The organism is Bartonella schoenbuchensis R1, from assembly GCF_002022685.1.
Lineage (GTDB): Bacteria > Pseudomonadota > Alphaproteobacteria > Rhizobiales > Rhizobiaceae > Bartonella > Bartonella schoenbuchensis.
Genome location: NZ_CP019789.1, coordinates 699,876 through 713,860, shown reverse-complemented (window position 1 = coordinate 713,860; position 13,985 = coordinate 699,876). Strand labels below are relative to the sequence as shown.

4 protein-coding genes and 3 pseudogenes are annotated in these 13,985 nt (G+C 34.5%); 2 read left to right on the top strand and 5 right to left on the bottom strand.

Translation table 11 applies throughout. From position 1 onward, the window contains the following. Positions 1 to 8: 8 nt before the first annotated feature. Positions 9 to 1,321, bottom strand: a pseudogene (gene glyA, locus BscR1v2_RS02890) (serine hydroxymethyltransferase). A 319-nt stretch (positions 1,322 to 1,640) separates the two neighbouring features. On the opposite strand from glyA, the gene argC reads away from it, so the two are divergent. Then, a complete protein-coding gene (argC, locus tag BscR1v2_RS02885; RefSeq protein WP_078689685.1) occupies positions 1,641 to 2,576 on the top strand; it encodes an N-acetyl-gamma-glutamyl-phosphate reductase in 936 nt (311 codons plus the stop codon). A 21-nt stretch (positions 2,577 to 2,597) separates the two neighbouring features. On the opposite strand, the gene BscR1v2_RS02880 is transcribed toward argC, so the two are convergent. The 4 genes and pseudogenes from BscR1v2_RS02880 to hfq form a co-directional block, all read right to left on the bottom strand. Beyond that, positions 2,598 to 3,674, bottom strand: coding sequence for a COX15/CtaA family protein (locus BscR1v2_RS02880; protein WP_078689684.1), 1,077 nt, complete (start codon positions 3,672 to 3,674; stop codon positions 2,598 to 2,600). A gap of 149 nt (positions 3,675 to 3,823) precedes the next feature. After that, positions 3,824 to 5,586: pseudogene (locus BscR1v2_RS02875) on the bottom strand (GumC domain-containing protein). 139 nt (positions 5,587 to 5,725) lie between these two features. After that, positions 5,726 to 7,086: pseudogene (hflX, locus tag BscR1v2_RS02870) on the bottom strand (GTPase HflX). A gap of 56 nt (positions 7,087 to 7,142) precedes the next feature. After that, entirely contained in the window at positions 7,143 to 7,382 is a 240-nt protein-coding gene (gene hfq, locus BscR1v2_RS02865; RefSeq protein WP_078689683.1) for an RNA chaperone Hfq, read from the bottom strand. Positions 7,383 to 8,539: 1,157 nt separating this feature from the next. Here hfq and BscR1v2_RS02860 point away from each other — a divergent pair. After that, the gene (locus BscR1v2_RS02860; protein ID WP_078689682.1) at positions 8,540 to 13,234 is read left to right on the top strand and encodes a rhoptry family protein; all 4,695 of its coding nucleotides are present in this window, start codon (positions 8,540 to 8,542) and stop codon (positions 13,232 to 13,234) included. The last annotated feature ends 751 nt before the right edge of the window (positions 13,235 to 13,985 follow it).

Sequence of the window (13,985 nt, the reverse complement as noted above, 5' to 3'; positions counted from 1 at the left end):
TTCGTGCCTCAACAAGTGCTCAAATGAGAATAAAGAGGAAAATTATCTGTCATATCTCTTACCTTTTTCTTAACAGCGTTTTCAATAGAAGCATTATCTTCAACGCTTTGTGCTGTTTTAAGACCATCAAGAACTTCTGAAATGAAGTCACCAATTTGGATAAATTCATTTTCTGAAAAACCACGTGTTGTTGCTGCAGGTGTACCCAAACGAATACCTGAGGTTACAAATGGTTTTTGGGGATCAAAAGGAATACTATTTTTATTACAGATAATACCAGCACGTCCTAAAGCCAATTCTGCACTTTTTCCTGTTAAATTTTTAGAACGCAAGTCAACCAATAATAAATGATTGTCTGTGCCACCGGAAACAATATCAAAACCACTGTTCTGCAAGCGTTTTACTAAAGTTTTAGCGTTAGAAACCACATTGGTAATATAATCTTTAAAAGCAGGCTGTAAAGCCTCTCCCAATGCAACTGCCTTAGCAGCAATCACATGCATTAAAGGACCACCTTGCAAACCAGGAAAAACAGCTGAATCAATCTTCTTAGCTAAGGTTTCATCATTGGTTAATATCATACCACCACGGGGACCACGGAGTGATTTATGCGTTGTAGTGGTAACAACATGAGCATATGGCACAGGTGAAGGATGAACACCACCAGCAATTAAGCCTGCAATATGAGCCATATCAACCATTAAATAAGCCCCAATCTCATCAGCAATTTCACGGAACTGTTTCCAATCCCATATGCGTGAATAAGCTGTTCCTCCTGCTAAAATAAGCTTTGGCTTATGCTTTTTTGCAAGGCGTTCAATACTCTCCATATCAAGAAGCTGATCTTCTTGACGCACACCATAAGAAACAACATTAAACCATTTTCCTGACATATTAACAGGAGAGCCATGCGTAAGATGACCGCCAGAATTTAAATCTAATCCCATAAATGTATCACCAGGCTGAAGCAAAGCTAAAAATACAGCTTGATTCATTTGGCTACCAGAATTGGGTTGAACATTTGCAAAAGCAGCACCAAAAAGTTTTTTGCTCGTTCAATTGCCAATTCCTCAATTAGATCTACAAAATGACAACCACCATAGTAACGCTTCCCTGGATAGCCTTCTGCATATTTATTGGTTAAAACGGATCCTTGAGCTTCAAGAACTGCTCTTGAAACAATATTTTCTGATGCAATCAGCTCAATCTCATGATGTTGGCGTTTAAGTTCACCACTGATTGCATCAAAGACTGCAGAATCAACAGTTTGCAAATTACTGTTAAAAAAGCACTTTTGTAGATCACTTGCTTTCTTAGTCATAAAGCATGCCCTAACGTTAAAACAAAATAAAAAGTAACATAGTACGTATCACAGACAAAATATTTTTGAATCATTTTAATTCAAAAACTGCAAACACTATAATATCTATCTTATTCTTTTACTATTTAAGCAATAAAATTCTAGCCACACAAAAATAAATGATGCAAAATAAGTGTCGAGCTTTTTAAAAATTCTCTTTATTACAACATCTTCCATGTAAGCAAGACAGACTATAGTCTCAAAGTACTCAATTATTTAGGCTGTATACGATATTCACAAGCTTAATATGACAGAAAACATCAGTTTAAGGTAAAATATAATGGTAACAAAAATCTTTATTGATGGTGAGCATGGAACAACTGGATTGCAAATACAAAAGCGATTAACAGAGCGCTATGATTTAGAATTGCTCTCTATTCCTTATGCAGATCGGCATAAAATTGATGTGCGCCAAGAATATCTTAACCAAACAGACATTGCTATTTTATGTCTTCCAGATGATGCTGCACGCCAAACAGTAGAATTGCTCAAAAACAATAAAAAAATTAGAATTATTGATAGTTCAACAGCACACCGTATTGCACCAGACTGGGTTTACGGTTTTCCTGAAATGACAACAGGACAAAAAAAGCGTATCCAAGAAGCACGTTACGTTTCCAACCCCGGATGTTATCCAACCGGTGCAATTAGTTTAATTCGACCATTACGTGAAGTAGGCTTACTAGACGCTCATTACCCAGTATCAATTAACGCTATATCTGGTTACACGGGTGGAGGTAAACAATTAATTGCACAAATGGAAAATCACTCTCAAGAAGATACTCTTCGAGAAAATTACTTTACTTATGGTCTTAATCTCAAACACAAACATGTACCAGAGATTAAATTTCATGGGCAGATCAGCCAAACACCTATTTTTATACCAAGTGTTGGCTGTTTTCCCCAAGGAATGATTGTAAATCTCCCACTCCATCGTCATTTATTTGCAAAATCAGCTAACTGCTCCAATCTGCGTGAAATTTTCAATGCTCACTATAATGGTCAAGATATTATCTCAATCGCATCGCAAGAAGAAACTGAAACACTTACTAAATTAAATCCAGAATGTTTAGCGCATAAAGACGGTATGAAACTTTTTGTCTTTGGCAATGACAATGAAGGTATTTTCAACTTATGTGCCATATTAGATAACCTTGGGAAAGGTGCATCCGCGGCTGCTATCCAAAATCTTGATTTAATGCTTGCAAATAACTAACCTTTTTCTGATTGCAGATCTTTATTCAATAACGCGATATGCTCCCTTTGTTGCTCGCCAATGTACAACTGAAAAATACAATATAACTAACGCAACACCTTGATGAAGAACTCCCCAACCTAGGGGTACTTCATTTAATAAGGTAACAATGCCAAAAAGCGCTTGAACAACTATGGCAATGCATAAAAAAAACGCACGACGAGCATGCGCTGAATGTGGAATGTTTTTTCGTACATAGAAAGCATGAACAAGCGCTATAATAAATAAAAAGTAAGCAAAACAACGGTGAACAAATTGAACTGTCAAAGGATTTTCAAATAAATTAATCCAAATTGGATCATAATTCAGTAAACCGTCAGGAATAATCTGCCCATCCATCAATGGCCATGTATTATAGACTTTACCTGCATGAAGGCCTGCAACCAAAGCACCAAAATAAATCTCAATTAAAACAAGAAAAACAAGCCAACCTGCAAAACGCTGAACAGCCTGCGTTGCTGGTTTTTCTGTACATTCTGTAAGACCTCGAGACAAATAAGTGACAAAAACAATAACAAAACATGCTGCCATGAGATGAATTGCCAGACGATATTGACTGACACTTGTCAGATTGCTTTGACCAAGCCCTGATGCTACCATCCACCAACCAATAACACCTTGAACAGCGATAAGAATTGGCACAACAATAAGTTGGCACAAAATACCTCTTTCAATACGTTTGGTAATCCAAAACCAAATCAAGCCCAATAAAGCTACAAGACCGACAAGACGACCAAGAACACGATGCCCCCACTCCCACCAGAAAATAACCTTAAATGCACCTAATGTCATATCGCGATTAAGCAACTTATATTGCGCTATCTGTTGATATTTCAAAAATTCTTCCTGCCACTGATCTATACCTATAGGTGGAATTACACCATGAATTGGCTTCCATTCAGTTATAGATAATCCTGACCCCGTCAAACGGGTAGCTCCTCCCACTAAAACAATTGCCAAACAAAGCAATAAAATGGCATAAAGCCACACTTGAATCTGTTTCCGATTTTGTTTTTGCAGCGATGTCAAAGCTACATCATTCAATTTCTCTATTGCCATTTTGGGTTTCCTTTAGTTTGTCTTCAACTGCAAATATTTCTTAAATCTAAAAATTAAATCTCAATTGTTTTTATAAGATTCACCAATACTATGCAAAAAGAAAGTGCTTTTGCCACAATACGTGATTACCGTGCCTGTTTTGCCAATGTTCAATACGAATTCACACGACAAACAGTTTTTGGAAATCTGGATATCATCTGCACTATCCAGTTATATTTATCAAGAGCAGCATTACAAATATAATAATCTGTCGATTGCGCAATTTGCTCAGACCCGTATTTGGGTTCGCTAGTTATTTCTAAAATGATTAAATCATAATTTTTTTAAATTCTTCTAATAAACGGGGAATATCATTTGAAAAATCCTGAGCACGAACAGCACTCGCCAACCCTTGTGGAAGAATATCAACTCCCGTATCGTAATCGCGATAAATAACATCTTGTAACTGCGCATCGCCAGTTAATACATCACTCAATCCTCGATGTGGGCCAATTATTTTTTCTATTTGTTGACCAGAAACATCTACCAACAAAACTGTTTTTTTCTCTTTTACAAGATGAAGAGATAATTTTGCCGCCATCCGAGCAGCCTGTGCCCCAATTATTGAAACAACCATCGAAGAATGTAATTTTAAAAAAACCGATAATCCTTCTATTGTCATAAAAGTTTCAGAATTTTCTATCACTTTAAGCAGTAAAGCATTTCTACTGCTTTCTAAATCTTCTGCCGATTGAGTTTTTCTTGTTCCAGAATATCTTTGAAATAATAATAACCCCACTAAAAAAGCTATCAAACTTGCTAATATACTCACAAGAACACTTTTGCCATAAAGAGCCATAAAAGAAACAGGAGCTACTGCTATTGGAACAATTATGCGAATCTTTGCATTTTGTAATAAAGGAGTATGAAGGTTCATCTCTTTATTTTGCTCATCTATTACTACTTTTACTTTATTTTCCAGTTCATTTAACATTTGATTGAAAGACTGAGATTGATCCTTTACAAAAATTCTAATTTTTTCTCTTAGTTGTATTTCAAAATTTTTTGCAACAGTCTCATCTGAATGAATTTGATTAGTAATCTGCAAAATTTTATCTTCTAACTGGGTAGAAAGTGCTTTTGATTCCGCAATCATCGCTTTGATTTGAGGATGTTCCCAACCTAATTGGGCAGCCATATGAGCTTTCTGTGTTTCCAAAAGATTAATTTTAGCTTCTAATGCAACAATAGCTGGATTATTTGCAATAAATGACAAAGACAATAAAGACTGACCATTTTTACGCATCATTTTTATGGTCGAATTTAAAATTGTTAAATGAATACGCCTTAAAGTTGCATCCGTTAATTTTGCATAAAGGTTATTAAGTTCAGCCTGTTTTGCTTCATGGTGAATGGAAGAATTAGTAGATGAGCGAAATGTCTGAAGTATATTTAATATTGCAGTATTGTCATATTGTTGATCAGCTTTTTTTTCTATCGACAATAATTTTTGATTTCGTTTAATGACTGTATCTGAAAAAGCAGAAAACCAACTTTCTAACCCTTTTTGAGCTTCTTCAGCAGTTTTTGCTTCAAAAGCAAGCTTGATCAGATCATCATCACGAGAAAACCGAATATTTTCATGAAGCTTTTTCTTATGTACATCATAAGGAAAAAATCTTTGTGTATTTGAATTATTAAAAAAGATAGGTTGGGCAAATAGTAATGCAACAATACTATCTTGTTCATCACTTGGTAATGAGATTCCAACAGAATCAGACAACGTAAATGTTAAGGTCGCTTGATAGGACCGTGGCTGAACAAAATAATATAACCAAATCAAAAATACGCATAACATTGCCGAGAAAAAAACAATTAAAGCGTTTTGCGATATTATGCGCATTAACAATCTTTTATCACGCTCAAAATTCATCTTATTTCAACCAACAAAATATTTCACGTTTTCTATTTAAGAGAAAGGAGTAACTATCCTCTTAACTCAAAGCTATATTATTTAAAGCTATGTTATTTTGGATTAGAAAAACGTAAAGATAAAAGAAGTTTTGCTGAGGTCATAGCTTAAAAGAAGTGTTTATACATATTTTTTGAAGATGATCTAACCGTTTCTTTGCTTCACAAGTAAGAAGTGCTCGGATAGTAACAGAACCATCATCATGATTTTCCTGTTCTATCTTACCAGAATTTTTATAAAACCAATCAATAAGCTGCATTTCATCAGGCTTTAAAACCAATTTAACGCTCTGCATTTCTCCAGAAAGCCGCCTTTCAATTGTTATTAACAATTGATTTAGTCCCTCCCCAGTGAGGGCCGATATCATTAATGCAGGATTTAACAATGTTCTTGCACTTGTTTGCAAAACATTCAATGTATGCTCATCCAACATATCAGCTTTATTCCAAACTTCCACGATACGATCTGTATTACCAATATCAACACCTAAACTTGAAAGTATTTCTAATACATCCTGAGCCTGAGCACGATGATCAGGATCTGATATATCTTTTACGTGGATAATTAAATCAGCTTCAATTACCTCCTCGAGAGTTGCTCTAAAAGCTGCAATCAAATGTGTTGGTAAATTAGAGATAAAACCTACAGTATCAGATAAAAAATAGTTTGCCCATGAGGAAGAATAACTTTGCGTAAAGTTGGATCAAGCGTTGCAAACAACATATCCTTTGTTAATACACCTGCATCACTTAAGCGGTTAAAAAGTGTTGATTTTCCCGCATTAGTATATCCTACTAAAGCAACAACAGGATGAGACGTCTTTTTTCTTTTAGCTCGATGAAGAGCACGTGTTTTAACAACATTTTCTAATTCACGACGAATACGAGTGATTTTATCTTGCAGAAGGCGTCTATCTGTTTCAATTTGAGTTTCACCAGGCCCTCCCAAAAAACCACTACCACCGCGTTGTCTTTCCAAGTGTGTCCAACTTCGGACAAGCCTGCTTTTTTGATAAGATAAATGTGCCAATTCGACTTGCAATTTTCCCTCTTTTGTTCGTGCACGACGACCAAAAATTTCAAGGATCAAAGCCGTTCTATCAATAACCTTGCAACTCCATAATTTTTCCAAATTACGTTGCTGCACTGGTGTGAGAACATGATCTATAATTGCAAGCGCAATATGATGCTCACTTATATAATCAGCAAATGCATCCACTTTGCCTACCCCAAACAAAGTCGAAGGGTGTGGTGTGCTAATATTAATGGTTTCATAATGGACAATATCTAACTCAATAGCACGCGCTAATCCTAATGCTTCTTTTATCCGAGAATCTATTGAGTGCTCACTTAAAACTTTTTCATTCTTGTTTACGGGGAAAAACGGTAAAAAAATAACAGCGCGTACCTGCTCTGCAACCTGTGAAATCAATTTCCCAGATCTTTTATTTGTATCCATCATAACAATTCAAGGTAATAGAAGAAAAAGAGCAAAAGATTTAAAGATAACAGCCCTATCTATTCAGCCCCCTCACCTTCAAACTTTTGTACAGATTGACCCGGCATAATCGTCGAAATAGCGTGTTTATAAACCAATTGCGCATGCCCATCTCGGCGCAAAAGAACACAAAAATTATCAAATGACGTTACAACACCTGTCAACTTAACACCATTCACAAGAAAAATTGTAAGAGAAATTTTTTGCTTACGAACTGTATTTAAAAATACATCTTGCAGGTGTTGTGATCGTTCTACCATATTTTACACCTTTGCTGCGAATCGTAAAAATATCCACTGTTTCATATCGACTAAAAAATAACAAATTGTCAACGTATCAGCATTAAAAATCCGGAAAAATTGCGCTTAATATTGGAAAAATAATCTATTACGTGTAAGTAATGAACAGCACAATTAATAAGATCAGAAATCAAATATAAAATTTTTAAACTTCCGTTTTTTACTGATTACTATGTCTAAAAACAATTTTTTGTACAAAAGGCATCAACATATATAATATTTTCTACATAATAGTATTCGTCATATATCTACTGACTAGGCTTGAGTGTCCATTCAATACAAAAATACCGAATATCAACAATATACTATAATTTAAAGGCATAACAAAGAGGCGCCTTCTTGCAGAGGATTAGATCATCAAATTCAGTTTTGTTATTATTAGCAAATTTTGCAACTATAGTAACAAAATCTATAATGGCGTGGAAAAATGCCTTTAAATAACATGACAAACCCAACATAGATTATTGCACATGCTATATTGGAATGGATAAAACAGCTAAAAATGCAATGCTTTGGTCTCGTATTTACCCCATTAATTTTTCATCTATTTTTTAAATATATTCAACTAACTTATCGCTATTATAGGCTGTTTATTTGTTTCTATTATAATGTATATGTTTTTATTGTTCAACGCAGCTCACTCCCTGCTCATCCATGAAATAACTTTAGCATGGTGTTAAAAAAACACATATCCGATTATTTGTTATATAATTAATTATTTTGTTTAAATTTTGTTATAGCATAATTACTTTGCATCAATTTAAACATGAGTGGTTATGCGCCTACAAGAACTGGCATATTGTGCAAAAATTTTAAAGCATCATATGTAATTGAAATGCTTATTCAATTGTTCCATCAAAACATATTAAGCTTATAATATTGGTTATTAGAATAAACAATCAACAAATTTTATCTCAGACATAATTTTTTACTGTATTGTTTTTTATGAATTTTCCAGCATTTTTGAATAAGCAACAAAATCCGCGTTAACCCTATCTTGATAAGTTGTAAAACTTTTACCTTATACATATTCCTTTCTAAATAATTAACAGCTAATATATTAGAAGTAACTGGAAAGGGGCGTATTTCTTTTCCATCTGTAAAAGTATGAGGCGAGTATGGCACGTAGAACCAAATTACAAGCATTTGAAGTCGAATTTGAAGAAGCTCTCGAAAAAGCAATGGACTTTAACCTTGATGATTCGATAATTGAAGCAGTATCATCAAATGATCCTTCAAATCCTATTCATGAGGATGATTTGATTCAAAAAATTGCAACAGCAGAAGAAGAACTTCTTTCTGAAAACAATGCTTCTACTCTTACCTCTAATGTTCATGATGATGTTGTTATTGATGAATCTGTTGCTGAACAACTTTTTGGACAAAAACCTACAGATGAGCTTTCCGGTGGAACTGTGCATGACACGTTATTAGCTACAAAGCCTCTCCCCGCTAATGACGACATAATAGAGCCTTTAAATTTAGGGCCATTAAAACAAAATTCTATCTCTCGGATTTATTGGAGTACAACAGCACTTAGTGCTTTGTGGGCAACAGGGGGTGCTTTTATTGCCCATAAATTAGCTCCTGCTGGATTAAACTCTTTAGCGAACATTACTGCCTTTATTACATCTCCTACTGGGCTCGCTGTAACTGCAGGGACTATGATTCCTATTCTCATGTCTTGGGGTTTTGCTCAGTTGACAAAACGTTCGACTGAACTACGCAATATTGCTGTTCTTATAACACATGCAGCACAACAACTTAACGAACCGCAGCACATATCTGAAAAGCAAGCTATTGCTATAGGAGAGACCATTCGTAAAGAAGTAGCTGCAATGAATGAAGGAATTGAGCGTACTCTTGGGCGTGCTGTTGAACTTGAAGCTATTATACAAAGTGAAGTTCATAACCTTGAACAGGCTTATGCAGAAAATGAATCGCGGATTCACAAATTAATAGAAGAATTAAATAATGAACGCATGGCAATTTTGAATCATGCCAACCGCGTACAGTCAACAATTAAAGGAACACAAGAACAGCTGAGTGGTGAGTTTGATTTGGTTGCGTCTAAAATTTCAACCAATATTGACAAACTTACGCAAACTCTTTCTCAAACTTTAGAGAAACAGGGTGAAGATCTTGTTACGAAACTTTCCTATGCAGGAGATGGTATAACAAAACAGCTTGTTGAAAAATTTAACGAAACAACGGTACACATTCAGCAAAAGAACACAGAGTTTTTCGATGAATTAGGAAAGAACTTTGATGGTTTTTCAGAACGCTTTGATAATAATGAAAAGCAATTAGAAAAAACCTTTAATGAAACAACTGCTAAAGCTGAAATGCATATTGCTAAAATTGCAGAGAACATACAAGCTGCAACAGATCAAACCCTCTCCAGTATTGATGAAAAATTTAAAACTGTCGATACAGTAATTGTTGATCGCCATAATCAATCACTGCAGAATCTGGATGAAAAAATCATACAGCTTGACGAACAGGCTTATAAAATCTCTTCTACATTCGATAATATCACCGCACAAGCACTTGAAGCTTTTGAAAACCGTTTGGCAAATGCTGATTTATCTCTTAAAGAGCATGGTGATTCTATTATTGAATCCTTTATTTCTCGTAGTCAAACCTTAGAAGATAACGTTGAAAAACTTGGTGGATTTTTGGAAGCTCATACCTTGCAAATTAATGCAAATCTTCAAGAAAGAACTGCTGATATTGCCAATGTATTTACAAACGGTCGTGATAATGTTCTTTCCGCAATTGACGAAAGCAAAAAACTTTTGAGAGAAGAAATCCAAAATGTTGATGATGCAATTGTTGATATTATAAAGGAACGTTCACAAGACTTTAAATTACAAATTGCTGATCAAAGAGATATAATGGAAAATATGCTCACCAGCGAAAAGGATAAAATTGCTGATACATTGAAAAATCAAATTGATGAGTTAACCCAAAATGTTTCATCTATTGAAAAAACTTTAACTGATAATATTCAAATCATTGATCAGCGCGCAGAAAATCATCTTTCCGCTATAGCTCACTGCACAGAAAAACTGCAAGAAACTATTACGCAAAGCTGCAAAACAACTCAAGATGCCTTAGAAATGCAGGCTAAAAATATTGACATACGTGCTGAAGCTTTGCGCGATTCTTTGGCTACCAATAGTTTTTCTCTTAACGAAGTTCTTGCAGATCAAACTCGCACGATCGAGCAACGTATGGAAACAATCCATAATATCATTGCAAAAAGTGATATACACATTGATACAGCCTTAAAACAGCAAATGGACTTGGTTGAAAATATTATTGACAGTAACAATAAAACTATCACCGAAACTGTCCAAGACCACATCAAAAACCTTGAAAGTCATACTGAAACTTTAAAGGATACTCTCTCTCAATCTAATGAGACATTGTTTGAAACCTTTGAAAATCGTATAGAGTCGTTCGATGAAAATCTAGAAAATAAAGCAGGTCAAATCTTTGAACGTGTAACTACGTTAGAAGAAAAATTATCTGAAAAAATGGGCCAAATATGTGAAACTATTAAGGAACAAACATCTGTATTTGAGGAACGCTCTGACACCTTAAAAACATCTATTGCTCTCAATAATGAACATGCCCAAGCAGTCCAACAAGCGCTAGAAACAAGCGTAGATAATATATGCGGTACATTAGAAAATTCCGTTAATACGGTTACAGGTAGTTTACATGACAAGCTTATGGAAGCGTCTGATATCCTTGCCTCTACCGGTGAACAAATGTTTTCATCATTAGATAATGAAACAAATAAAGCACAAGAAAAGCTTGTTAACGCTTCTCAGCAAGCAGCATTAATAATGGCTGATCAAGTAGAAAAATCAGAAACCTCTATTCTTTCTGCTGGTAACCAATTTGTTTCATCTGTTAGTGATGTTACTGCAAAAGCGGAAAATATTATTTTTGAATCTGGTAATCGTATTGTCTCAAACGTTGAACAAACAATTCACAATACCAGTGAAAAAATTCTCTCTGTTCTAGAAGAGCAGACAGCTCATACTGCAGAAGCATTTACAATAGCAGGTAATAATGCACAAACATTGTTTAATGAAGCAATTTATTCTTCAACAACAGCCATTGAACAATTACTTAATGAGCGCTCCAACGTTCTATATCAATCCATGCAGGAGCTCGAAAATAATTTAGGATATCGGTTATCTGATGTAGGTAATCGTTTAGAAGAGGTAAATAATCAAACAACTTCTCAAGTTTCAGGATATGTTGAACACTTAACAGAATTAACAGATTATTTAAATCAAACTGCACAAAATACAGCTGAATCATTTGGTAATTTAACACAGCACATCAGTGAACAACTTGCTCTCTCAACGCAAGATGCTGAACAAAGAATTTATGCACAAAATGAAGCATGGATGAATACTTTTGCACAGACAAATTCTGAAACTATTCAAACCATGGCTACTATGAAGGAAGACCTTATCAATAATATCTCGGCAATTCTTGAGCAATTAAATCAATCAATTTATAGTATTCACGAAAATAGTAATATTTTGATGTCAACAGTTCAAAATATTGATACTCAGTTTAATGAAACAACAAATAATTTCTTCCAAAATACTAACCAAGCAGCAGAGCATTTATCAATTTCAGGTCAAACACTCCATAATAATATGGAAGCTCTGCAAGGATTTATGCAAAATACATTTGATAAAATTAGTCATATAACAACAAATTTCAGTGAACACACTCAAACACTTTCTGACACCATTCATATGCTTGAACAATCAGAAAACACACTGGGTGTGACACTCGAAGAAAAGCGAAATGCGCTATCTACATTGAGCAATACTCTTATTTCAAAGTCTAATGAGATTAATCAACTTATCAGACATTATGAAGATGCTCTCAGTTCAGCATTTAAACGCACTGATGAAAATACACGTAATTCTACGCAATTACTGGAACAGACGCTTAATCAACTTACTAATGAAGTTTCAGTGCGTTTTTCAGGAGCTGCAGAAGACATACGCAAATCAGCTGATGAAATTCGTTTAGAACTTTTAAAAGTTAATAATGACATTAATGAGAATATTCAAAAACTACCAGCACAAACAAAAGAAACAATGCAAACAGTCCGTTACACTCTGAATGAACAAATTACAGCGTTAAAGGACTTGGCAAATGTTATACAAAACGATGACAAAAATAGCGAAAAAGAGCAATTGATGTCAGCCGCGCCTACATCATTAACATCAAATAGGGTCAATAGTACTTCTTCTGAAACTACAAAGAAGATAGTGCCACCAAAGCCTATTTGGTCGCAAGAACAAAGCAAACCAAACCAAAACAGATGGGTATCAGATCTGTTGGCAGGAGCTTCGTGTGAAAAAACACAGTCTGAAAGTACCAATAACAGTCCAATTCCTTCATCGGTACAAACAAAATCTCATCCTGCGAATGGATCTCTTAATTCATTAGCAACGAGTATTTTAAAAGCTATTAATCACAATGCCATTGTTGAGTTATGGAATCATTATCGGCGTGGACAAAAAAATATCATACCTGAGCAGCTTTATACTTCGAATGGGAAAATGATATTTGAAATAATTAAGCAAAAATATATCAGTGATATTAATTTTAGAGACTCCGTCAATCAATACATTGCAGATTTTGAAAAACTATTACGTGATGTATCCCGTAGTTCTGGAAATACCCATACAGCACGACAATATTTAATTTCAGATACCGGAAAAGTTTATACTATACTTGCCCATGCAAGCGGACGAATTCAATAAAATAATAAAAAAGGGAAAAAGAGTAACTTTTTCCCTTTTTTCAATTGCATTACTTAATCATCATCATGACGAATTTATTACAATATTATGAGTAATATTAATAAGTTTTGACCGTAAAGGTATCAAACTTTTACATTGCGTCAATTATAAGCCGGCAGTTCTTTCATCATTCAACTTGCCAATACTCTTTTTTAAGCATACTTAGTAAGTAAAAAGTGTAAATGTTGATTCAAAATCTCGTTGCTCGCTTATAAAAGAAATATACTTCAACTTCACGGGATTAGGATTAAAGAAACCACGAGCCATCGTTTATACTTAAGCAGGAAACAAAAAAAGTATGTGTACATGCACTAGAATAAGAAGATACATTGGTTATAAATGAACGCCACAACATACCTTAAAAATAACAACACAAACTATTGCTAATTTAATATAGAAATGACGTACACTATTGCAAATATATGGACAAAAGACAAACAAAGCATATCCACTCCAACACATTTACTTTGAATCTTTGTTAGTTAATAACGACAATCCCGCATGCTGCGAATTGGAAAATTTAAAATATGAAAAACTTATGACAAACCTCATCCAAAATGCAATTGTTCTCATAAGAATTATAAAAGTAATGCTAAATTATCTTATATTACAAATAGTTAAGCGTGATTTATATTATCTTCTCACCCCTTTATACATCAATCATAAATTTAGATCTTCCTTCCAGCACGCACATTAGGCTTGCATCATTTCT